This is a genomic window from Paraferrimonas sedimenticola, assembly GCF_002282855.1.
GTDB classification, from domain to species: domain Bacteria; phylum Pseudomonadota; class Gammaproteobacteria; order Enterobacterales; family Shewanellaceae; genus Paraferrimonas; species Paraferrimonas sedimenticola.
Window position 1 is genome coordinate 1 of sequence record NZ_NRIR01000006.1, and the last position, 21781, is coordinate 21781.

The 21781-nt window shown below is 49.8% G+C and carries 22 protein-coding genes and 1 tRNA gene; 9 read left to right on the plus strand and 14 right to left on the minus strand.

Annotated features, from left to right (window positions below; translation table 11 throughout):
* From CLC93_RS11040 to CLC93_RS11080, 9 genes are all read right to left on the minus strand, one after another.
* Window positions 1-76, minus strand: a tRNA-Lys gene (locus tag CLC93_RS11040).
* A gap of 141 nt (window positions 77-217) precedes the next feature.
* Window positions 218-967 carry a tol-pal system protein YbgF gene (gene ybgF / locus CLC93_RS11045; protein WP_095506039.1) on the minus strand — a complete coding sequence of 250 codons (750 nt, stop codon included), beginning with the start codon at window positions 965-967 and terminating at the stop codon, window positions 218-220.
* 11 nt (window positions 968-978) lie between these two features.
* Window positions 979-1518 (minus strand): peptidoglycan-associated lipoprotein Pal, encoded by a 540-nt coding sequence (gene pal, locus CLC93_RS11050; RefSeq protein WP_095506040.1) that lies wholly within the window; start codon window positions 1516-1518, stop codon window positions 979-981.
* A gap of 40 nt (window positions 1519-1558) precedes the next feature.
* Complete coding sequence (gene tolB / locus CLC93_RS11055) at window positions 1559-2890, minus strand: Tol-Pal system beta propeller repeat protein TolB (RefSeq protein WP_095506041.1); 1332 nt, start codon at window positions 2888-2890, stop codon at window positions 1559-1561.
* An 8-nt stretch (window positions 2891-2898) separates the two neighbouring features.
* Window positions 2899-3834: a cell envelope integrity protein TolA gene (gene tolA, locus CLC93_RS11060; RefSeq protein WP_281254665.1), complete on the minus strand. Its 936-nt coding sequence runs from the start codon at window positions 3832-3834 to the stop codon at window positions 2899-2901.
* A gap of 3 nt (window positions 3835-3837) precedes the next feature.
* Window positions 3838-4275 (minus strand): protein TolR, encoded by a 438-nt coding sequence (tolR, locus tag CLC93_RS11065; protein ID WP_095506042.1) that lies wholly within the window; start codon window positions 4273-4275, stop codon window positions 3838-3840.
* Window positions 4275-4964: a protein TolQ gene (gene tolQ / locus CLC93_RS11070; protein WP_095506043.1), complete on the minus strand. Its 690-nt coding sequence runs from the start codon at window positions 4962-4964 to the stop codon at window positions 4275-4277. The genes tolR and tolQ overlap by 1 nt, the downstream gene beginning before the upstream one ends.
* The gene (ybgC, locus tag CLC93_RS11075) at window positions 4954-5355 is read right to left on the minus strand and encodes a tol-pal system-associated acyl-CoA thioesterase (RefSeq protein WP_095506044.1); all 402 of its coding nucleotides are present in this window, start codon (window positions 5353-5355) and stop codon (window positions 4954-4956) included. Before ybgC ends, tolQ begins: the two co-directional genes overlap by 11 nt.
* Before the next feature lie 548 nt (window positions 5356-5903).
* A complete protein-coding gene (locus CLC93_RS11080; RefSeq protein WP_169902982.1) occupies window positions 5904-6767 on the minus strand; it encodes a flagellar protein MotY in 864 nt (287 codons plus the stop codon).
* Window positions 6768-6925: 158 nt separating this feature from the next.
* Here CLC93_RS11080 and rnt point away from each other — a divergent pair, with 158 nt between their 5' ends.
* Complete coding sequence (gene rnt, locus CLC93_RS11085) at window positions 6926-7597, plus strand: ribonuclease T (protein ID WP_095506046.1); 672 nt, start codon at window positions 6926-6928, stop codon at window positions 7595-7597.
* Window positions 7598-7662: 65 nt separating this feature from the next.
* Here the strand turns inward: rnt and CLC93_RS11090 are convergent, their stop codons facing one another.
* The gene (locus CLC93_RS11090) at window positions 7663-8268 is read right to left on the minus strand and encodes a peroxiredoxin (protein ID WP_095506047.1); all 606 of its coding nucleotides are present in this window, start codon (window positions 8266-8268) and stop codon (window positions 7663-7665) included.
* Window positions 8269-8534: 266 nt separating this feature from the next.
* On the opposite strand from CLC93_RS11090, the gene CLC93_RS11095 reads away from it, so the two are divergent.
* A complete protein-coding gene (locus CLC93_RS11095) occupies window positions 8535-9818 on the plus strand; it encodes a Na+/H+ antiporter family protein (RefSeq protein ID WP_425439852.1) in 1284 nt (427 codons plus the stop codon).
* Between the two features lie 67 nt (window positions 9819-9885).
* Here the strand turns inward: CLC93_RS11095 and CLC93_RS11100 are convergent, their stop codons facing one another.
* Together CLC93_RS11100 and CLC93_RS11105 are read right to left on the minus strand one after the other, a co-directional pair.
* Window positions 9886-10770: an acetoacetate decarboxylase family protein gene (locus tag CLC93_RS11100; RefSeq protein WP_095506049.1), complete on the minus strand. Its 885-nt coding sequence runs from the start codon at window positions 10768-10770 to the stop codon at window positions 9886-9888.
* Window positions 10771-10932: 162 nt separating this feature from the next.
* Window positions 10933-11271, minus strand: coding sequence for a Grx4 family monothiol glutaredoxin (locus tag CLC93_RS11105; protein ID WP_095506050.1), 339 nt, complete (start codon window positions 11269-11271; stop codon window positions 10933-10935).
* Between the two features lie 207 nt (window positions 11272-11478).
* Here CLC93_RS11105 and sodB point away from each other — a divergent pair, with 207 nt between their 5' ends.
* From sodB to CLC93_RS11125, 4 genes are all read left to right on the plus strand, one after another.
* Window positions 11479-12063 (plus strand): superoxide dismutase [Fe], encoded by a 585-nt coding sequence (gene sodB, locus CLC93_RS11110; RefSeq protein ID WP_095506051.1) that lies wholly within the window; start codon window positions 11479-11481, stop codon window positions 12061-12063.
* A 276-nt stretch (window positions 12064-12339) separates the two neighbouring features.
* Window positions 12340-14274 (plus strand): PrkA family serine protein kinase, encoded by a 1935-nt coding sequence (locus CLC93_RS11115; protein WP_095506052.1) that lies wholly within the window; start codon window positions 12340-12342, stop codon window positions 14272-14274.
* Window positions 14275-14292: 18 nt separating this feature from the next.
* Window positions 14293-15564, plus strand: coding sequence for a YeaH/YhbH family protein (locus CLC93_RS11120; RefSeq protein ID WP_095506053.1), 1272 nt, complete (start codon window positions 14293-14295; stop codon window positions 15562-15564).
* A gap of 9 nt (window positions 15565-15573) precedes the next feature.
* Window positions 15574-17082: a SpoVR family protein gene (locus CLC93_RS11125; protein WP_095506054.1), complete on the plus strand. Its 1509-nt coding sequence runs from the start codon at window positions 15574-15576 to the stop codon at window positions 17080-17082.
* Between the two features lie 52 nt (window positions 17083-17134).
* Here the strand turns inward: CLC93_RS11125 and fadR are convergent, their stop codons facing one another.
* Window positions 17135-17857, minus strand: coding sequence for a fatty acid metabolism transcriptional regulator FadR (gene fadR / locus CLC93_RS11130; protein ID WP_095506055.1), 723 nt, complete (start codon window positions 17855-17857; stop codon window positions 17135-17137).
* Window positions 17858-18161: 304 nt separating this feature from the next.
* Here fadR and nhaB point away from each other — a divergent pair, with 304 nt between their 5' ends.
* The 3 genes from nhaB (at window position 18162) to CLC93_RS11145 (ending at window position 20942) form a co-directional block, all read left to right on the plus strand.
* Complete coding sequence (gene nhaB / locus CLC93_RS11135; protein WP_095506056.1) at window positions 18162-19760, plus strand: sodium/proton antiporter NhaB; 1599 nt, start codon at window positions 18162-18164, stop codon at window positions 19758-19760.
* 89 nt (window positions 19761-19849) lie between these two features.
* A complete protein-coding gene (gene dsbB, locus CLC93_RS11140) occupies window positions 19850-20359 on the plus strand; it encodes a disulfide bond formation protein DsbB (protein WP_095506057.1) in 510 nt (169 codons plus the stop codon).
* Window position 20360: 1 nt separating this feature from the next.
* On the plus strand, window positions 20361-20942 hold the full coding sequence (locus tag CLC93_RS11145; protein WP_095506058.1) for a VOC family protein: 582 nt from the start codon (window positions 20361-20363) through the stop codon (window positions 20940-20942).
* On the opposite strand, the gene CLC93_RS11150 is transcribed toward CLC93_RS11145, so the two are convergent.
* Window positions 20943-21779 carry a M23 family metallopeptidase gene (locus tag CLC93_RS11150; protein ID WP_095506059.1) on the minus strand — a complete coding sequence of 279 codons (837 nt, stop codon included), beginning with the start codon at window positions 21777-21779 and terminating at the stop codon, window positions 20943-20945. It lies immediately after the preceding gene.
* Window positions 21780-21781 lie beyond the last annotated feature (2 nt).

The window sequence follows — 21781 nt, forward strand, 5'->3', positions numbered from 1 at the left end:
TGGTGGGTCGTGAAGGATTCGAACCTTCGACCAATTGGTTAAAAGCCAACTGCTCTACCGACTGAGCTAACGACCCACTTTTCAACTTGTCGCCAACGCGCTGTGCTGCGTCAACGGGCGCTTATAATACCCTTTTTGGCTTGCCATGCAAGAGCAAATCAGTGATTTTTTACCGTTTGTTTTAAAAACCACCGAAGTGCTGCAATGCTGGCCAAGATTAAGGCAATTTATCCAATTGCTGCTGGGCTAAACGAGCCGCGGCCGAATTGGCATACTCGCTTAATACCTGCTGATAGAAGCCTTTAGCGACGCTGTTTTGATTTTGGCGAGCGGCAATCATACCTAACTTAACCAAGCTATCGGCACGCTTGCTCGATTTGGGAAAGTCTTTATTGACCCGAGTAAACGCCGCTTCTGCACCCGCCAAGTCACTCTTGTTAAACAACAACTGCCCTAACCAATAGTTGGCGTTGGCTGCAAAACTGGATTGTGGATATTGGGCTAAGAAGCTCTCAAACGCTGGAATGGCCTTGTCGTACTCTTTTTCCTTAAGCACCAGGTTAACCGCGGCCTGATAAGTATCAGCTTCGCTCAGGCTGCTGATACCCGCTGCAGCGGCGCTACCGGCACCAGCGGCAACGGCGGCTGTGCCACCGGCCGCTAGCTGATCAGATAGACGACTGATCTCATCGTAGATCTGGCGCTGGCGATTTTGCATTTGCTGCAATTGGTAGGATTGCTGTTCGGTGATACCGCGCAAATCCAATACTTCTTGCTGCAAGGCGTCGATACGGTTTTGCATCTCTAACTGAACCCGATTACTGGCATTTAGCATGCGCTGTAATTGTTCGGTTTTAGACGAGCCATATTGTGACGATTGGCCAGAGGCGTCTTCCACAGGTGCCGGCGCTGCATTAACTGCGGCGGCCAGTGACAAACTGAGGATCGAGAGAGTCAGTCGTTGCATACTAACCTACCTTAGTAAACTAATACCGCACGGCGGTTTTTGGCGTGAGCGGCTTCGCTACGAGAAACGTCTAGAGGCTTCTCTTCACCATAGCTAACGACACCGATTTGGTTCGACTGAACACCAAGACCTTGCAGGTACTTAGCCACAGCCTTGGCACGACGCTCGCCTAGCGCAATGTTGTACTCAGGGGTACCGCGCTCATCAGCGTGACCTTCGATCAGTACTGATACGTTCGGGTACTGAACTAGGTACTCAGCGTGGGCTTGTAGCAGGTCAGCAAACTGACTGTTCACGTCAGAGCGGTCGAAATCAAAGTAGATGATGTGCTCTTTGCGCATTTCTTCGAACTTTTGACGTTGCTGCTCTTCTGGAGTCAACACAGCTTCCAAACCACCGGTTTGTACGTCAGAGCCCTGCTCAATACCTGCGTTACCACCTTGGTTGGTAGTGTCGGCAGAAGAGTCTGTACCTGAAGTAGAGCTACATGCAGTGATGGCAAGCAATGGCATGGCCACCAGCATGCTCTTCATCAATTGGTTAAGTTTCATTCGTGAACTTCCTTTATTTACTCAACTGAGCTTAAACAACTTATAAAAATGGCGACCAGGCGGGCGCCTTAACTTCGCCCTCACGGGCTGGCAATCTAGCCTTGAATCGTCCGTCCATGGAGACGGCCGCCAACACTTGTCGGCCGTTGTGAGTGGTTCCGTAAATGATCATGCTGCCATTTGGCGCAATGCTCGGAGACTCATCCAATCGGGTGGAGGTCAGCACTTGCATGAAGCGCGACTCCAAATCCAGTCGGGCAATGTGGTATTTGCCGTTGGTGCGGTTAACCATCACCAAATTACGGCCATCTGGGGTGATTGAACCACCCAAATTCCATTCCCCTTCAAAGGTTAAGCGCTGTACGCGCTTGCTTTGCAAATCTACCTGATAAATCTGCGGGCGACCACCTCGCTCCGAGGTAAACACCAAAGATTTGCCATCTGGCGCCCAATAGGGTTCGGTATCAATCGCGTAGTGGTTGGTGATACGCGTCAGGCGCTTAGTGGCAATATCCACCAGATAAACTTCCGGGTTACCGTCTTTGGACAAAGACACAGCGAGAGTACGGCCGTCTGGAGAGAACTTAGGCGAACCGTTAATCCCTTCAAAGCTGGTAATCTTTTGTCTTTGTTGAGTATATATGTCCTGAATATAGATTTCTGAACGGCGATTCTCGAACGTGACGTACGCCAGTTTACGTCCATCAGGTGACCAAGCTGGAGACATCAGTGGTTCTTTGGAGCGCAACAACAAGGTTTCGTTGTAACCATCGTAGTCCGCCACCATTAACTGGTAAGGGTAAGGTTTGCCGTGCTCAACCACCACATAGGCGATTTTAGTTAAAAACGCACCGCGCTCACCGGTTAGCTTTTCGTAGATGATATCGGCAATGCGATGACCGTACTGGCGAAATTGCTTAGCGCTAATTACCGCTTCGCGGCTGTCCAATATGAACTCTTGAGAGAATGATGAAGGGCCATTTTGCGCTGACATTTGCGCGCGCACCATGTCCACCAGTTCAAAACCAACAAGGTATTGATCCGCGCCGTAAGGCTTAACCGTGCCCATCACAACCGCTTCAACCGCTGTGTCAGCCCAGCTCGCCAGGTTCATTTCACTGGTGACTTTAGGCTGTTCCGGCATTCCCAACTCAGCAATGGGGTTGAACATGCCACTGCGACGCAAGTCTGAAACCACCACATCCGAGATGCTCGACGGCGCTGGTCCTGGACCTTCCCATTTAAACGGTACTACGGCCACCGGGCGAGCGGTATCCACACCGTCGGTAATCACAATCTCTAACGCCGCGTGGGCGTTGATGCTTACCAACAGCGCAAATGCCGCACCAATCCATTTATTAAACAACTGCATAGCTCCCCTTAATCAAACTCTGGACGCATGGTTAGGTTAATGTTTTTCAATTTTTCGTAAACGTCGCGCTCTTTTGACACCGGCAAGCGCCCTGCCTTGTTCACCGCAAACTCGGCGCTGCGGCACACGTGACTATCGCCAGAGACAACCGCCACTCGTGTCACAAAGCCATCAGGAGCGATACGTATGTTCAACTTACAACTCTTGCCGCGCATGGTTTCATCTTTGTTCCAATTGCGTTGAATGGTTGCAGTGATCATCGCGGTGTAACGCTGTACTTCAGACAGCACCTGACGGCTGCGAGCATTGGCCAAGGCCTCTTGCTCAGCGGCAAGCGCTTCTTGCATCTGGCGTTCCATTTCGGCTTTGCGAGCGGCTTCTTCACGGGCTTTGCGTTCTGCCGCCTCTTTGCGTTTGCGCTCTTCTTCGGCTTTGCGCTTACGCTCGGCCTCTTCTTTTTTGCGCTTTTCAGCTGCGGCTTTTTCACGAGCCACGCGTTCGCGCTCTTTGCGCTCGCGCTCAGCTTGTGCTTTTGCGGCCTTTTCCTTTTCTTGCTTCTCTTTAAGCTTGGCTAACTTAGCGGCTTCTTCAGCGCGCAGGGTTTCTTGCTCGCGTTTCTTGCGTTGCGCTTCAAGCTCTCTAATTCGCTTTTGCTCGGCTTCGGCTTTGCGCTTGGCTTCAGCGGCCTTGCGTTCCAGTTCTTGTTGACGCTTTATCTCTTTCTGGCGCTCGGCTTCGCGGGCCTGCTTGAGTTTCTCGGCAGCTTCGGCGACCTTAGCTTGATCCACCACCACCGCTTGTACCACAGGCACAGACGCCGGTGCCGCGATGTGCTTGGGCTTATCGTCGAAACTAACGCCGATTATCATAACCACCAAGGCTACCACGTGGATCCCCAGTGATAGCCATACAAAGTGCAACAGTTTATCGGGATTAAACTTCAACCCTTAGCCTCCCTGATCCGGCTCGGTCATCAAGCCTACCGAAGGCACGCCGGCCCCCTGCAAAGTGATCATCAACTGAACCACTTGTTCGTAGCTGACATCCTTGGAACCGCGAACCACCACTGGCCGCTCAGGCTCTAGCGTTAACAAAGCGGCGACTCGAGTGGCTAGTTCCTCAAGTTCAATAGGTTGGTTGGCATCCGAGCCATCCATATCCAGATAATAAAATCCGTCGCCATCCACAGTGGCTACCACAGGCGGCTTACTATCTTGTGGCAATGCTTCGGCTTCGCCTTGGGGCAGGTCCACCTTTACCCCTTGGGTAATCAATGGCGCTGTCACCATAAAGATGATCAACAGTACCAACATCACATCGATGTAGGGCACTACGTTGATCTCGGCCACCGGGCGGCGGCGTTTGCGTTGGTAACCGTGGTGCATTAAGCCACTTCCTTACTGCCGTAGGTTTGGCGATGCAGAATGCTCGAAAACTCTTCCATGAAGTTGGCGTAGGAGGTTTCTAGTTTTTCTACCTGCACCGAGAAGCGGTTATAAGCAACCACCGCAGGAATTGCGGCAAACAAACCCATGGCGGTCGCAATCAAGGCTTCAGCAATACCCGGTGCCACCATAGCCAGCGTGGCGTTTTGCTGTGAGCCAAGGGCAATAAAAGAGTTCATGATGCCCCAAACGGTACCAAACAGACCCACGTATGGGCTAATTGAGCCTATGGTTGCCAAGGTAGGAAGGTGAGTTTCCATCTTGTCGACTTCGCGAGTTAGGGATACTCGCATGGCGCGATAGGTACCATCCATTACCGCCGCAGGCGCGCGGTCAGATAGATTATTAAGGCGAGCGTATTCTTTAAAGCCAGCGCTAAACAGGCTTTCAAGACCTAAGGCGGCCTGACTGCGAGCCGATAGTTCTTTGTAGAAACGGTTTAAATCGACGCCAGACCAAAACTTGTCTTCAAATTTCTCGGCGTTCTCACGAGCGGCCTTAAGCAACTTATAGCGCTGAAAGATAATGCCCCAAGACACTACTGACATGCCTACAAGGGTCAGCATCACTAATTTCACCAACAAACTGGCTTCTAAAAACAGATCAATAAAACTCAGTTCAGCTTGCACGTAAAAACTCCGAGTAAATGTTGGTAGGAATAGCGCAGGGTTTTAATGCCGAAAGTCGCACGCAACCCACTTTTATTTCACCACGGCAATACACAGTGCCCTGGCTGTCTTTTAATTCTTGGGTGAAGGTAACAGATGCCTTACCTAACTTAGAGACAACAGATTCGACAACAAGTTTCTGCTCGAATCTGGCGGGTATCAGAAAGTCCAGCTTGGCGCTGCGAACCACAAAGGCGATGTCTTGCTGCAACAAGGCCGTCTGCTCAACGCCCATGTCAGCTAACCACTCGGTGCGCGCCCTTTCAAAGAAATTCAAATAATTGGAGTGATAAACTACGCCGCCAGCATCCGTGTCCTCGTAGTACACTCTAATCGGCCATGAAAAGCCCATGGTGATAACCCTGCTATCTCGCTATTTTTGTAAGCCGATTACTATACCCCATCTGGTGTTAGGTGGGAATCAGGACACTCTGCAGTTTGCCTAGATTAGACCAGAACTTAGCCTAAACTCTTGTTTAGTACCAAATACTTTGACCTTCACCAAGAAAATCTAAGCCTTCCACCCCTTCGGACGAGCCATTCAACTGGACAAAAAGCCGTTTCAGCTATGTTGCAGTAACAAACCAGAAACAATTTTATGCTAGCGGACAGTTATTGCCTATCCATTAATTTTTCTAATCTGAAAAAGAAATTTTTCTCGTTTGTTCAGTGTTCAGACCAGCGCTAAAATTGCACTCAGTTATCCGGAAGCACCGCTTTACGCTGGTGATAATGCCTAGGTTTATAGATTCCCATTACCTGGCTAAGGCTTCCATCAATTTGTTGATTGCTATTGTTTTTTCACCCGAGCCGATATGGTCTCGGGTGTTTTTTTATGCGCCAACGCCTACAAAAGCGTCCGCATGGTAGCGGACGTATTGGTTACAATTAGATACGAATCTAGCGGTTAATTCGAACCACAACTCTGCGGTTTTTAGCCCGTTCTCGCTCAATATTATTTGCAGCAACATGACGCTTCTCGCCATGACCGGTTGTCAGAATTCTCTCTTGACGAATGCCGCTTTGCACCAACAATGCCTTAATACTATTGGCACGTTGTTGCGACAATTTGAGATTGGACTGACGCGAGCCAAAACTATCCGTGTACCCGTCCACCAGCACCAACTCCAAATTCGGGTCATGCATCACGTACTCTTGCAAGCGCATGAGCTGCTTTTTAGAGGCCGGTGTCAACTGCTCACCACCAGATTCATAGGTCAAAATGGTGTACGCAATGTCTTCAAAGTCATAGGGCAGTAGGTTCGCCACGCATTGCTTGAAATCGGCAAATGCCTGGGAGAAGCGCACCGAGGACAGACCCACTGCAACCTGGTCTTGCTGGGAAAACCAGTCTTGATAGTAAAAGGTAGGCTGCATACCGCGCTCTAGCTCGTTTAGCATGGCCCAAGCGGCGTTCTTTGGCACTTCACCGTTAAAGTACTTGTGGTAGGTCAACTGAGCGATAGGTCGACTTGGCACGCCTGGGCGCCAAGGCGGTGCGTTACTCACTAGCTGAGCCTGTGTGACCTTGTCAGGCTTAATCTGCATGTCTAAGGTGAACAACAAATTGTGGTCTTTACCCGAATGGGCTTGAAATACCGCATCGCCAAACGCTGGAATGGGATGGCGTAATTCACAACCTAGACGACTCGAGCGAGTTAATTGCCACGACGAATCGTCCAAAGTGGCGCGATAATGACGCAATTCGGCGGTTGCCGATAAGCTAATCAGACCGCAACACAATGACACTAGAAAACGCCGCATAATTTACACTCTTTAATGACTTCGTATTAGATATCGGCCCGTCGCATTCAAGCTTTAGTACTTTTGGCGGGTATTTTTATGGCTCTCAAGCCCACAACAGATGCAATGCGGCGTGGCTTTTTGCATAATATTGCCTTTGTGGTTTATCGAGAGTCCCCATGTCTAGCCCTTCCCCTGCCGCCGCCGTTGAGGTTGATGAATCGAACCTCATGAAATCGCGTTTTCGCGGCTATATGCCAGTCGTCATCGACGTTGAAACTGCTGGTTTTAATGCTAAAACAGACGCTTTGCTAGAAATTGCCGCGAGCCTGTTAGAAATGGACGACGATGGCTGGCTGTCAGTCAGCGAGACTCTGCATTTTCACGTTGAGCCTTTTGAAGGAGCCAATCTTGAACAAGCGGCCCTGGACTTCAATGGCATTCGTCCGTTTTGCGCGCTGCGAGGTGCGGTGGATGAGTCTCACGCACTAAAGGAAATCTTCAAGGTCATTCGCAAGCGCTTGAAGCAAGTTGGATGTCATCGAGCCGTGATGGTGGCACACAATGCGGCTTTTGATCACGGCTTTGTTCACGCCGCAATTGAGCGCGCCAACATCAAGCGTTCACCGTTTCACCCATTCGCCACCTTTGATACCGCAGCCCTATCTGGGTTGGCACTGGGTCAAACCGTGCTCGCCAAAGCCTGTGAAGCGGCCAAAATCGATTTCGACAATAGCCAAGCACACAGCGCCGCCTACGACACTGAGCGCACCGCGCAGTTATTTTGCTTTATCGTCAATCGCTACAAATCCCTTGGGGGCTGGCCGCTTATCGACGAAGAACAAGACTAGCTTTTCACTAAATACCAGACACAAAAAAGGACCCTAGGGTCCTTTTTTCATGCTCAAATCCAAGCTTACAGCTTGTCAGCATTCTCAGATAGGTAGGAGGCAACGCCGTCTGGGCTTGCAGTCATACCTTCGTCACCTTGCTCCCAACCGGCAGGGCAAACTTCACCGTGCTCCTCGTGGAACTGCAGCGCGTCAACCATACGCAGCATTTCGTCAACGTTACGGCCTAATGGCAGGTCGTTCACCACTTGGTGGCGAACCATGCCGTCTTTGTCGATCAGGAACGAGCCGCGGAAAGCAACGCCAGCTTCTGGGTGCTCAACGTCGTAGGCTTGGCAGATTTCGTGCTTAACGTCAGCTACCAGAGTGTAACCAACAGGGCCGATACCGCCTTCGTCTACAGAAGTGTTACGCCATGCGTTGTGGCTGAATTGAGAATCGATAGAAACACCGATAACTTCTACGCCGCGCTTTTTGAAGTCTTCTAGACGGTGATCGAAAGCGATCAACTCAGAAGGACATACAAAGGTAAAATCTAGTGGGTAGAAAAAGATGACCGCAGGCTTACCTTTGATGGCTTCAGCCAAGTTAAACGCGTCAACGATTTCACCATTACCTAGTACCGCTGCAGCAGTAAAGTCTGGCGCAGGACGGCCAACTAATACACTCATGTTCACTCTCCGTGGTTTATCTAATAGGGTTCCAACTTCAGTCGGATTTTTTAATACCTGCCAGCATTATAAAAGCTGCTAACAAGTTCACAAGCTATTTTGCTTGAGCGTCTTACATACCGCTTTCATTATCGACAACAACTGGCGCGAAAAGGTCATTTTCGCTTTCGTTTTTCGGCATTTACTCATCAACTTGGTTATAATGCAGGCCAATTTTTCACTCGGATCTCGACTCTATGAATGCCGTTGTCATCGCCGTGTGCTTAATGCTCGGATTAAGCTTAGCCCGCATCAACGTAGTTATTGCTCTGACCATCAGTGCGCTTGCCGCCGGTTTGGTGGGCGGACTGGATATCAGCGCTACCATCGACGCCTTTAACCAAGGTTTAGGCGGCGGTGCCAAAATCGCTCTAAGCTATGCCATGCTTGGCGCCTTTGCAGTCTCCTTGAGCTACTCAGGCCTGCCAGACGTGATTGCCAATGCCTTGGTTAAACGCGTCGGCGGCTCAGAAGATCACAGCGGCTGGGTGAAAAGTGGTTTGATTCTAGTGCTAGTCGCAATGGCTGTGAGCTCGCAGAACATCCTGCCAATTCACATTGCCTTCATTCCGATTCTGGTACCACCGCTGTTAATGCTGATGAGTCAGCTGCAGGTTGACCGTCGCTTGATAGCCTGTGTACTGACTTTTGGTCTTGTGACCACCTACATGATACTGCCTGTGGGCTTTGGTGCGATTTTCCTAAACGACATCCTGTTGGCAAACTTGATTGACAACGGTTTACAAGCGCAAGCCAGCGATGTGCCTAACGCCATGCTATTGCCCGCTGCAGGTATGATTTTGGGCTTGCTGATTGCGATTTTCATCTCTTACCGAGCGCCACGCCAATACGAGATAAAGCAAAGCCAGGCGACCAAAGCCAAAGCCGAGATCAACCAAAAAGGCGTTATTGCCGCGCTAGTGGCTATCCTAGTCACCCTTGGGGTTCAGCTTTATACCGACTCAATGATTTTTGGCGCGCTGATGGGCTTTATCGTGCTCAATTTAAGTGGTGCTCTAAAGCACGTGGAAAGCCAGGAGTTAATGGTTAAAGGCGTTGCCATGATGGCCATGATTGGCTTTATCATGATTGCGGCAGCGGGCTTTGCCGCTGTTGTAAAAGCGACCGGTGAAGTCCAGACTCTGGTGTCCTCGATTGCTGATACCATTGGCGATAACAAAGCGCTGGCGGCTTTCTTGATGCTATTGGTGGGTCTACTTATTACCATGGGTATTGGTAGTTCGTTCTCCACCATTCCCATTATTGCCACTATTTACGTGCCACTAGCGGCAACCTTTGGTTTCTCAGCAGCAGCGACCATTGCCTTGGTGGGCACAGCTGCTGCCTTGGGCGATGCCGGTTCACCGGCGTCCGACTCAACGCTTGGACCGACTGCAGGTTTGAATGCCGATGGCCAACACGACCACATTCGCGACAGTGTGATCCCAACTTTCGTCCACTTTAACCTACCGTTATTGGTGTTTGGTTGGGCGGCAGCGCTCGTGCTTTAAAGCGCTGCGCAAAACTGACAAAAAACGGCCAACGAATGTTGGCCGTTTTACTATCTACACGCATCTGCTATTCAAAACCAAATGGCGCTCGATAGTTTGGATTGGGTAAATCAAAACAAGCGTTCATGTCATCGGCAAAACGAAACTGAAACGGCTGGGGTTCTATCTTCAGCTCTCGTAACATGTCCGCATAAGGCCCCTCACCTATCTCAAGCACACCTGGATCGGCTCCTCCCTTAGTCCACAGGCGGTTCATAAACTTGGTCACGTTGAACTCGGCTTTAAACTGGGTCGGGCTTTGCAGTAATTGACTGCCAAGCTGCGAGTACAAATTAGAGCGCACATCAAACGCCTGTTTAGCGCCTTGAGTGGGCACGGTCAAACGGAAGTAGGAATTGCCATCTTCATCAAAAGCTTGAGTCACCGACTGTTGCGCATCCGCTTCAATGTCGATGCGATTGACCACCTTAGGCAGCCCCCAAATATTGTTGCCGCGAATGCGATTTTCTAAAGATGTCACCGGCATGTGAAACACGTAGTAACCAAATTTCCTAAACAGTTTGTCCATTAGCACGGGTAACACAGGGACGTTGACGCTCGGGTCTATCATCACAGGGATAGTCATCGCGATTTCATTGTAAGGGGCAATGCCGCTGACGTTGCGATACTCGTAACAAGAAAAGGTGACAAGCGCTCGGCCTTTGGGCATGGCCACTGGCTTCATTTTCGGGTGCGGCAACAAGGCTTTCGCCTTGTCGTAATCGCACAGAAAGATACCAATAGCACAGCTGACATTGCCGTATAAAGTTGGAAACAGATAGTCCTTGCTGATGTCTTCTGTCAACGCCAAGGGACTATTGGCTGTGCGAAGCTTAAACTGACGAAAGAAGGGGTGCTTAAATTGGTCGCTATTGTCGAGAAGTTCCGGCTCGATGTGTGTATTTGGCTGCATGACTGTCCCTGAGGCCTTGTTATTATTGTGTTAAAGTATTCACTCTAACTTAGATTGTGGCTCAGACCAAATCTCTGTTGTTGCCTAACTAACGGCCACAAAAAAGCCAGTCAAACGACTGGCTTTCACTTTTTATGCACTCAATGTACCAAGAGTGAGTGACTACTCAGCGTCTTCACTCTTGTACTTAGCGGCTGTTTCCTTGATCAGGCTTTGCAATTCGCCTTGTTGAAACATTTCCATGATGATGTCACAGCCGCCAACCAGCTCGCCTTCTACCCACAACTGCGGGAAAGTTGGCCAGTTAGCGAACTTTGGTAATTCAGCGCGAATATCTGGGTGCTGCAAAATATCAACGTAAGCGAACTGCTCGCCACAATTGATAAGCGCCTGCCCAGCTTGCGAAGAAAAGCCACAGCTTGGCAGTTTTGGTGAGCCCTTCATGTAAAGGATGATAGGGTTTTCGCTAATTTGCTGCTTAATTTTATCTAGGGTTTCCATCAGACTTCCTGACCCTTGCGGTTATTCAATGTCGCTCGTAAGTGTACGTTAAAACTCATCGGATAAAAATCCCATGTTTTTTATGGTCTTTAAAAGTGATCGAATGGGATTCACATCACGTTTTTTCCCCACTACAATACATGGCAATTACAGGATTGGGTAACCACCTGTAAGCCATAGAAAATTAAAGTAATGGAGACGCAACTAATGGCTATTGAACTACCAGCACTGCCTTACGCGATGGATGCCCTAGAGCCGCACCTGTCAAAAGAAACTTTGGAATTCCACTATGGTAAGCACCACAACACCTATGTGGTTAAGCTTAACGGCATGATCCCAGGCACTGAGTTCGAAGGTAAGAGCCTAGAAGAGATTGTTAAGAGCTCTGACGGTGGCGTATTCAACAACGCCGCGCAAATTTGGAACCACACCTTCTACTGGAACTGCCTAGCGCCAAACGCTGGCGGCAAGCCAAGTGGCGACTTAGCAGCGGCCATCGACGCCAGCTTTGGTTCGTTTGACGAGTTTGTTGCTCAGTTTAACGACAAGGCCGTTAATAACTTTGGTTCTAGCTGGACTTGGTTGGTGAAAAACGCCGACGGTTCTTTGGCCATCGTTAACACCAGCAACGCTGCGACCCCGCTAACCGACGACGGCGTAACGCCACTACTGACCGTGGATTTGTGGGAGCACGCCTACTACATCGATTACCGCAACCTGCGTCCTAAGTACCTCGAAGGTTTCTGGGCCCTGGTTAACTGGAACTTCGTTGCGGATAACTTCGCAGCCTAAGCGCAAAAAAAGTCCCTATAAAAAGGAGCCATTTGGCTCCTTTTTTCGTACCCGATTCTGTACCTGTGGAACACAAGCCTAAACAAACCGGTCTAATTAGTAGTGAGAGGTATCATGATTGCCTCTTGCAACAGTTGCAGACTGCAATTGTTAATCATTGAAATAATTATAAATTTTTTAGTGACACCGTCATTTTCTGACTAGGCTTAAAGAAAACAAGGCACGCGATTATTACGACAACAACGAAACCAGACCAGTCCGGTTAAGGGGTCCATTATGGGAATTTTTGAGCATTATCAAACCCGTTACGAACACACCCGTGACGAAGAATACACGCTACAACAGTTTCTCGACATCTGTAAGCAAGACAAATCGGCTTACGCTTCTGCGGCTGAGCGCCTGCTGCAGGCGATCGGCGAGCCAGAGATTATCGACACCTCAACCGACGCTAGATTGTCCCGGATTTTTTCGAATCGTCTAATTGCACGCTATCCCGCCTTCTCTGAGTTTTACGGCATGGAAGACGCTATCGAGCAGATAGTCGCTTATCTCAAACACTCGGCGCAGGGACTCGAAGAGTCTAAACAAATCTTGTATTTGTTGGGTCCTGTGGGCGGCGGTAAGTCATCGCTGGCCGAAAAGCTCAAGTCGCTCATGCAGCGCGTGCCCATCTATGTTTTGACCGCAAACGGACAGCGATCCCCTGTAAACGACCACCCCTTTGCACTGTTTGACGCTGATGAAGACGGACAGATTCTGTCGCAAGAATACGGCATTAACAAACGCTACTTGAGCACCATTATGTCGCCTTGGGCGGCTAAGCGTTTGCATGAGTTTGGTGGCGACATCAGCAAGTTCCGCGTCGTGAAAGTCTTCCCATCGATTTTGGACCAAATTGCGATTGCCAAAACCGAGCCAGGTGACGAGAACAACCAAGACATTTCAGCCCTAGTGGGTAAAGTGGACATACGTCAGCTCGAGCATTTCGCTCAAGACGACCCAGATGCCTACGCCTACTCTGGTGCGCTTTGTCGTGCCAACCAAGGCTTGATGGAATTCGTTGAGATGTTCAAAGCACCGATAAAGGTGCTCCACCCTCTACTGACTGCGACGCAAGAAGGTAACTACAACGGAACCGAAGGCTTGTCTGCGCTGCCTTACCAAGGCATCATTTTGGCCCACTCCAACGAGTCAGAATGGCAGTCCTTCCGCAACAACAAGAACAACGAAGCGTTTTTAGACCGAGTCTACATCGTCAAGGTGCCTTATTGCTTGCGCATCAGTGAAGAGCAGAAGATTTACCAGAAACTGTTGGACAACTCGGCGCTGACCCAATCCCATTGTGCTCCGGGTACGCTCGAGGCACTGGCGCAATTCTCTGTATTATCGCGTATCAAAGCGCCGGAGAATTCATCGATATACTCCAAGATGCGAGTGTATGACGGTGAGACGCTAAAAGACACAGACCCGAAAGCCAAAAGCGTGCAGGAGTATCGCGATTACGCTGGTGTGGACGAAGGCATGGACGGTCTTTCGACGCGATTTGCGTTTAAGATCCTCTCGCGCGTGTTTAACTTTGACGCCACCGAGATTGCCGCCAACCCAGTGCACCTCTTCTATGTTCTAGAGAAGCAAATTGAGCAAGAGCAGTTCCCCAAAGAAGTGGCTGAACGCTACATGGAATTCTTAAAGGGCTACCTGATCCCCAAATACGTGGAGTTCATTGGTAAAGAACTGCAAACCGCGTATCTGGAAAGCTACTCAGAGTACGGCCAGAACATCTTTGACCGCTACGTCACCTATGCCGACTTCTGGATCCAAGACCAAGAATATCGTGACCCAGAAACTGGCCAATTGTTTGACCGAGCAGCCCTAAACGCCGAACTCGAGAAAATCGAGAAGCCTGCGGGTATCAGTAATCCTAAAGATTTCCGCAATGAAATCGTCAACTTTGTGTTGCGTGCTCGCGCCAATAACGAGGGCAAAAATCCGCTGTGGACCAGCTACGAGAAGCTGCGCACTGTGATTGAGACTAAGATGTTCTCCAACACCGAAGACTTGCTACCAGTAATCTCTTTCAATGCCAAAACCTCGAGCGAAGATCAGAAGAAACACGATCAGTTCATCGAGCGTATGACAGAGAAAGGCTACACCCAGAAACAGGTGCGCCTGTTGTCTGAATGGTACTTGCGAGTACGTAAATCGTCGTAATTCGGCTGAGGAGGCGAGATGACCAGTTTTATCGACCGCCGACTGAACACCAAAGGTAAAAGCACGGTTAACCGACAAAGGTTCATACGGCGATATAAGCATCAAATTAAAAAGTCTGTCAGTGACGCTGTGACTCAACGCAGCGTGACCGACGTGGAATCTGGCGAGAGTGTGTCAGTGCCTACCAAGGACATACAGCAACCGGTATTCCATCAAGGCGCTGGCGGTGAGCGGCAACGTGTATTTCCTGGCAACGATCAGTTTACTCGAGGTGACCAACTCGAACGCCCGCCTTCTGGCGGTGGTGGTCAAGGCAGTGGTGAGGGGGATGCCTCGAATCAAGGCGAAGGCCAAGACGATTTTGCCTTTGATGTGTCCAAAGATGAGTACTTGGATTTGTTGTTCGAGGACTTGGAGCTACCTAACTTAGAGCAGAACAAGCTCGACAAACTGATTCAGTACAAAACCCACAGAGCGGGGTTCACCAATACAGGTGTGCCGGCCAACATCAATATCGTGCGCAGTTTGCGTGGCTCTTTGGCAAGACGTATGGCAATGACTGCCAAGAAACGTCGTCGCTTGGGCGAGTTGCAAGCCCAACTTGAGCAACTGGAAAACACCCCAGGTGCATGCGCCGATAAGATCCGCACCCTAAAAGATGAAATCGCAGAGCTTAAGCGTCGCATCGATGCTGTGCCCTTTATCGATACCTTTGACTTGCGCTACAACAACTACGTTAAGCACCCTGTGCCGACCTCGCAGGCAGTGATGTTTTGTTTGATGGATGTGTCAGGCTCGATGGATCAGGCCACCAAGGACATGGCCAAGCGCTTTTATATCCTGTTGTATTTGTTCTTAACTCGTACCTACAAGCACCTGGACGTGGTGTTTATTCGCCATCACACTCAAGCCAAAGAAGTGGATGAGCAAGAGTTCTTTTACAGCCAAGAAACCGGCGGCACTATCGTCTCCAGTGCGCTTAAGCTGATGCACGAGATTCAGCAAGAACGCTACCCTGCCAACGAGTGGAACGTCTATGTAGCGCAAGCTTCAGACGGTGATAACTGGGCCGATGACAGTCCAAACTGCGGCCGTTGGTTAAACGAAAAAATCATGAGCAACGTGCGCTATTTCAGTTACATAGAGATCACCAATCGCGCTCACCAAACCCTGTGGCGTGAATACCTGAAACTGGCCGACAAGCACCCTCACTTCGCTATGCAGCACATTCGCGAAGTCGCCGATATCTATCCGGTGTTTAGGGAGCTCTTCAAAAAACAAGCGGCGTAAGGAGGGTGTATGGCGAAAAAACAACTGAGCGATGGTCCAGATTGGACCTTTGAATTGCTACAAGAGTACCTAGACGTCATCGAAGAGGCGGCGGAGCATTTTGGTTTGGAGACCTATCCCAACCAGATAGAAGTGATCACCGCCGAGCAGATGATGGACGCCTACGCCAGTATCGGGATGCCGATTGGTTATAGCCATTGGTCCTTCGGGCAACGATTTATTGAAACCGAGCAAGGTTACAAACGCGGTCAAATGGGCTTGGCCTATGAGATTGTAATTAACTCCAACCCCTGCATTGCGTATTTAATGGAAGAAAACACCATTACCATGCAAGCTTTGGTAATGGCCCACGCAAGCTTTGGCCACAACAGTTTCTTTAAAAACAATTATCTGTTTCGAACCTGGACTGATGCCGAGTCGATTATCGATTATTTGGTGTTTGCCAAAAACTACATTAGCGAGTGCGAACAGGCCCACGGCATTGATGCGGTTGAAGAAATTATCGACTCTTGCCATGCCTTGATGAATCACGGCGTCGACCGCTATAAGCGCCCTTCTCAACTGTCGCTCAAACAAGAGCAGCAAAAGCAGAAAGAGCGCGAAGCCTACATGCAGTCGCAAGTCAACGATTTGTGGCGCACAGTCCCAAAACGCAATAATGCCAAAGGCGCTGTCGCCGAGGAGAGATTTCCCAGCGAGCCACAAGAGAACATTCTGTATTTCATCGAGAAAAATGCGCCGCTACTAGAGCCCTGGCAGCGTGAGGTGGTGCGTATTGTGCGCAAAATGGCGCAATATTTTTATCCGCAGAAACAAACTCAGGTAATGAACGAAGGTTGGGCCACCTTTTGGCATTACACTCTGCTGAATCACCTTTATGACGAAGGGCGCTTATCCGACAAATTCATGTTGGAGTTTTTGCACAGTCACACCAACGTTGTGTATCAGCCCCCGTATAACAGCCCCTATTTTAGCGGCATCAACCCCTATGCACTGGGCTTTAACATGTTCGTCGACATTCGCCGAATCTGTGAAAACCCCACCGAAGAGGACAAGCATTGGTTCCCGGAAATCGCCGGTAGCGATTGGTTGACCACCCTGCACCACGCCATGCGCGACTTTAAGGACGAGAGTTTTATCAGCCAGTTTTTATCACCCAAACTGATGCGCGACTTTAAACTCTTCTCGATCATGGACAACGACCAAAAAAGCTTTTTGACCGTCACTGACATTCACGACGAACAAGGCTACCGTCAAATACGCCATGCCCTGTCGCAACAGTACAACCTGTCGAACATAGAGCCCAATATACAAGTTAGCCAGGTGGACTTGCGCGGCGACCGCTCGCTCACTCTTGAATACACGCCGCACAACCGCATACCGCTGGCAGACAGCAAGGTAGAAGTGCTCAAGCACTTGCATCGTTTATGGGGATTTGATGTGAAGTTAGTGCAAAAAGAACAAAGCGAGGAACGAATCATCGCGCAAATTCCTCTCGCTCTCTCCGAAGAGGGCTAGCCACAAAAAACGCCGCATTTTGAATGCGGCGTTTTTTTGAAACTCTTGCAGACTAGTTGGCTTCTTCGGCGATGTCACGCGGCATGTTCTCGCGCACCAATTGCCAAATTTTGCCAGTTTCCACACCGTATTGATGCATCAACTCAGGCACAGCCTTGTAATCACCCGCTTCTGCCAGTTTGGCCAGCGACTCATAAAAGCTACGGGCTTCGCTGCGAGCTTGAGGGTTAGAGAAATAATACTCACCCACTCGGCTGTACAAGCCTTTGAAGCCGTTGAGGATCAACACATAAATGGGGTTACCAGCACTAAAGGCCAACTTGTGATGCAGTTGATAATCGAATTCGGTAACCGCGATGGCGTTGTCTTCAAGCTCAGCAAGACCATCGCGAATGAATTCATGCACGTCAGCGGCTTTGCTGCGAATGGCAGTGCGGAAGTAGATGCTACTGATGTCCGCACGAGCTGCCAATAATTGGTCAACTAACTCAGGTACGCCGTCTTGGTCCAAGCGTGCGATGGTCTCAAGAATGTTGAGTCCAGAGGTTTCCCAGAAGTTGTTAACTCGCGTTGGCTTACCGTGCTGAATGGTCAACCATCCGTCTCGCGCCAAGCGCTGCAGTACTTCGCGTAAGGTGGTACGAGTCACCCCAATCAGCTCAGACAACTCTCGCTCTGCCGGCAGAATCGAACCCGGGGGAAACTTGTTTTCCCAAATCGAACGCACTATGTACTTTTCAGCAAAGCTGGCTGGGCCTTTGGCATTGATGATCATAGGAGAACTTCTATCTCGCGTTTAGAAAATAGTAATCGACTGATCATACCAGATGGGCGCAAAATGGAAACTACAAGTTTGGTAAATCACGCCTTGGAAAGTCGCCTTGTCGACAAAATGAACGCTTAGGAAATTGTGATCCGAACCCGATTTATTTGCGAGAAAGTGTTATCTGACCCAAAATTCCATACACCCATTTCAAGGGAGCTAGCAGGTGTATCAAACACTTGCTACAATGCCGCCTTTGCTACAGTTGGGTTAATTTTGCAACCCTAACAGTAATTTATTGTCGGAGCTCGTCACTATGCAAATGTCCTTAGGACAGGCGTTTTTTGCCAACTTTTTAGGCCATGCACCTAAGTGGTACAAGATCGCCATCATCAGTTTTTTGGCCATCAACCCTGTTTTATTCGCCATTGACCCATTCGTTGCCGGTTGGGTATTGGTTATCCAGTTTATCTTCACTCTTGCAATGGCGCTTAAGTGCTACCCACTTCAACCAGGTGGTCTGTTAGCCTTTGAAGCCGTCATTATAGGCATGACATCACCCGACATGGTGATGCACGAGATTGAAGCCAACCTAGAAGTTATCTTGCTGTTGGTGTTCATGGTTGCTGGTATCCACTTCATGAAGCAGCTGTTGTTGTTCATGTTTACCAAGATGATCACCTCTATTCGCTCAAAGACGGTATTGTCGGTAATGTTCTGTGCATCAGCAGCATTCCTGTCGGCCTTCCTAGATGCCTTGACCGTAATCGCTGTGATCATCGCGGTTGCTGTAGGTTTCTACTCGATTTACCACAAGGTGGCATCGGGCAAAGACTTTGGCCATCACCATGATCACACCACCGACGACGACGCTAATCCGAGCATCAACAAAGAAACATTAGAAGAGTTTCGCGCCTTCTTGCGTAACCTGTTGATGCATGCAGGTGTTGGTACTGCGCTAGGTGGTGTGTGCACCATGGTGGGTGAGCCGCAAAACCTGATTATTGCTGCGCAAGCCAGCTGGAACTTTACCGAGTTTGCCATTCGCATGGCGCCGGTTACAGTGCCTGTGTTCTTCGCCGGTATCGCCACTTGTGTCTTGGTAGAAAAAACCAAAACCTTCACCTATGGCGTTCAGCTGCCAGACCCAGTGCGCACAATTCTTGAAGACTACGCCGCTTACGAAGACGAACGCCGTACCGTTAAAGACAAGGCCAAGCTGATTGCTCAAGGCCTAGTAGGCATTTGGTTGGTAGTTGCTCTGGCGATGCACTTGGCGGCGGTTGGTCTTATCGGTCTAACCATCATCATCCTAGCCAGCTCGTTCAGCGGCGTTATCGACGAGCACCAAATCGGTAAAGCCTTTGAAGAAGCCCTGCCGTTTACCTCTCTGCTGGCGGTATTCTTTGCCGTGGTTGCGGTAATTGTTGACCAAGGTCTGTTCGCCCCGGTTATCGAGTCGGTACTGAGCGTGAAAGACGCCAACACCCAGCTAGTGATGTTCTACCTAGCTAACGGTGTGCTATCTATGGTGAGTGACAACGTATTCGTAGGTACGGTTTACATCAACGAAGTGAAATCTGCGCTGTTGAATGGCCAAATCACTCGTGACCAGTTCGACATGCTAGCTGTGGCTATCAACACTGGTACTAACCTACCATCGGTTGCAACGCCTAACGGCCAAGCCGCCTTCTTGTTCCTGTTGACCTCGGCATTGGCACCGCTAATTCGCCTGTCTTACGGTCGCATGGTTATCATGGCTCTGCCGTACACTATTGTTCTGACTATTGTCGGTATGCTGGTGATTCAATCGGGTATTCTGGTTGAGATGACTGACTGGTTGTACGAAATGCACTGGATTGAGCACCACACAGTGCAAGAAGCTGCTGAAACCGGAATTCAAGGTGGCCACTAACCATTTAGGTTAGGATCGGTTAACATAAGCAAGCGCCTAATCAGGCGCTTCTTTTTTGTCAAAATTACTAGATAAGAGATGCTTTAACTATGGGGCTACACCAATTCGCACAAAGTCGATTGGCTTGGGGATTACTACTGGGATTCGCGCTGCTTTTTGAAGGCACCGCATTGACCATCCAATACGCACTAGCCTATGAGCCTTGCATTAACTGCGTCTATCAAAGAACCGCTTTGTTGGGTATCGCGTTGGCGGGTTTTCTCGGAATAATCGCACCACAGAAATGGCCTGTACGAGCAATCGGCTGGTTGGTGTGGGCTATCGCCGCTATTTGGGGGCTTTTGATTGCCCACGAGTTGGTGGAACTGCAAAACAACCCGTCACCGTTTCACGTATGCTCTTTCTCACCAGAATTTTGGGTACCGTTAGACCAATGGTTCCCTTGGTTACTGCAACCCACTGGTAGCTGTACCGATGAACACTGGGTTTTCCTAGGACAAACCATGGCTGAGTGGACTCGAGTGATGTTTGCCGGATTTTCGCTGGCTGCGTTGGTGTTTGCTATTCCGAGTCTGCGCCCAAATAAGACGGTAAATTGATATGGCGCTCACTTGGAAGTTGTTATTCGCTCAATGGCCGGTGTTTTCCGAGCGCATCGAGCAAGCGGAGCGTCAATTAGGTCTTGCTCAGCGCAGCTGGCAAATCGATCACTGCGCACTGCGCGTTAACTGCGCTGATAACGCGCAACAGCTCGTAGATGACTTTGTCCCTTTCGGCAAAGTGGTCAGCAACAAAGCCGTGAATGGCCGCCCTATTCTGCTGCTACAACTAGACGAGCCATTAGCGCTTATCGGCCAGCCACAGCGAAAGATTCGCTACATCGAATTGCCGTTTCCCAAGTCTAAGCCCCATCCGATTGATGGCTGGGAGCACGTAGAGTTGGTGTCACCTTGCGATGCTGACTCAGCTCAAGCGCTTGAGCTGTGCGCCCAACAATGGGTCAAAGGCTATCAAAGCGGCGATGCTAGCTGGGGAGAGTTTGTGGTTAAGTCTTCTTGCCCTAAGGGCGAGGGGGAAGCTCTGGCTAACCCAAGCTTGGCGTTCAAGCACAAAAATGGGGTGTGCATTAAGCTCCACCCCTATTCGTTAGCTCAAGTCTTGGGATTAACCCAAGCGAGCTAGTTATTGCTTGGCTGCTGCGCGGGCCTCTTTCATCGACGGCACCAGGTATTGCGGGTCTAAGCGCAGTTGATACCAATTTACTCGCCAATCCAAATGAGGACCGGTCGAACGGCCGGTGCTACCCACTTCACCGATTTTCTCGCCCGCTTGAACACGCTGCCCCTCACGAACGCTTAGTTTGCTCATGTGCAAGAAGGTCGAGGTGACCCCGTAGCCATGATCCAACACAATAGTACCGCCAGAGTAAAACATGTCTGGCGAAGCCACTGTGATAATCCCCGAGGCCGGCGCCACAATTGGGGTGCCTTCAGGCTTAGCGATATCGATGCCAAAGTGCGGTCGACCTGGTACGCCGTTATAAACCCGCTGACTACCATACACACCTGTGATACGGCCCAACAAAGGCCATTGGAAGTCGGCAAGATAATCTAGATTATCTATAAAGTTTGAGCGCGCCTCGTGGATTTGACGGGTGTCTTGAGCGGCGCGCTCTAGCTCTTTTTGCGAGGGTTGCATGATGTTTTTGGCAATCCCTTCGATCATCTGCTTTTTGTATTCACGCGGTTGTACGTCCAGCGTCAGTGTTTCAATCTCACCGTCTGGATGTTCGACTTTCAACAAATGTTTGGCTTTTGAATCTCTATCAAAACCAAACACGAAGAACCCTTGCTTGGAAACCAGCAAAGATTTGTCGTTTAGTGTCACTTCCGCTCCCGGCGTGGTTTCGCCGCGGATTAAACTACCCTGAGTCATTTCGCCTTTAAGCTGAGTTGCCGCCAGACTCGATGTGGCGACAGCCCATGCCAACAGGCCAAACATTGTTATCGTTTTTTTCATTG

Bases quoted from the DNA above. Each gene is read 5' to 3' on its own strand.
- ybgF (WP_095506039.1), bottom strand. From the start codon at position 967: ATGCAACGACTGACTCTCTCGATCCTCAGTTTGTCACTGGCCGCCGCA.
- pal (WP_095506040.1), bottom strand. From the start codon at position 1,518: ATGAAACTTAACCAATTGATGAAGAGCATGCTGGTGGCCATGCCATTG.
- tolB (WP_095506041.1), bottom strand. From the start codon at position 2,890: ATGCAGTTGTTTAATAAATGGATTGGTGCGGCATTTGCGCTGTTGGTA.
- tolR (WP_095506042.1), bottom strand. From the start codon at position 4,275: ATGCACCACGGTTACCAACGCAAACGCCGCCGCCCGGTGGCCGAGATC.
- ybgC (WP_095506044.1), bottom strand. From the start codon at position 5,355: ATGGGCTTTTCATGGCCGATTAGAGTGTACTACGAGGACACGGATGCT.
- CLC93_RS11080 (WP_169902982.1), bottom strand. From the start codon at position 6,767: ATGCGGCGTTTTCTAGTGTCATTGTGTTGCGGTCTGATTAGCTTATCG.
- rnt (WP_095506046.1), top strand. From the start codon at position 6,926: ATGTCTAGCCCTTCCCCTGCCGCCGCCGTTGAGGTTGATGAATCGAAC.
- CLC93_RS11090 (WP_095506047.1), bottom strand. From the start codon at position 8,268: ATGAGTGTATTAGTTGGCCGTCCTGCGCCAGACTTTACTGCTGCAGCG.
- CLC93_RS11095 (WP_425439852.1), top strand. From the start codon at position 8,535: ATGCTCGGATTAAGCTTAGCCCGCATCAACGTAGTTATTGCTCTGACC.
- CLC93_RS11100 (WP_095506049.1), bottom strand. From the start codon at position 10,770: ATGCAGCCAAATACACACATCGAGCCGGAACTTCTCGACAATAGCGAC.
- CLC93_RS11105 (WP_095506050.1), bottom strand. From the start codon at position 11,271: ATGGAAACCCTAGATAAAATTAAGCAGCAAATTAGCGAAAACCCTATC.
- sodB (WP_095506051.1), top strand. From the start codon at position 11,479: ATGGCTATTGAACTACCAGCACTGCCTTACGCGATGGATGCCCTAGAG.
- CLC93_RS11115 (WP_095506052.1), top strand. From the start codon at position 12,340: ATGGGAATTTTTGAGCATTATCAAACCCGTTACGAACACACCCGTGAC.
- CLC93_RS11120 (WP_095506053.1), top strand. From the start codon at position 14,293: ATGACCAGTTTTATCGACCGCCGACTGAACACCAAAGGTAAAAGCACG.
- CLC93_RS11125 (WP_095506054.1), top strand. From the start codon at position 15,574: ATGGCGAAAAAACAACTGAGCGATGGTCCAGATTGGACCTTTGAATTG.
- fadR (WP_095506055.1), bottom strand. From the start codon at position 17,857: ATGATCATCAATGCCAAAGGCCCAGCCAGCTTTGCTGAAAAGTACATA.
- nhaB (WP_095506056.1), top strand. From the start codon at position 18,162: ATGCAAATGTCCTTAGGACAGGCGTTTTTTGCCAACTTTTTAGGCCAT.
- dsbB (WP_095506057.1), top strand. From the start codon at position 19,850: ATGGGGCTACACCAATTCGCACAAAGTCGATTGGCTTGGGGATTACTA.
- CLC93_RS11145 (WP_095506058.1), top strand. From the start codon at position 20,361: ATGGCGCTCACTTGGAAGTTGTTATTCGCTCAATGGCCGGTGTTTTCC.
- CLC93_RS11150 (WP_095506059.1), bottom strand. From the start codon at position 21,779: ATGAAAAAAACGATAACAATGTTTGGCCTGTTGGCATGGGCTGTCGCC.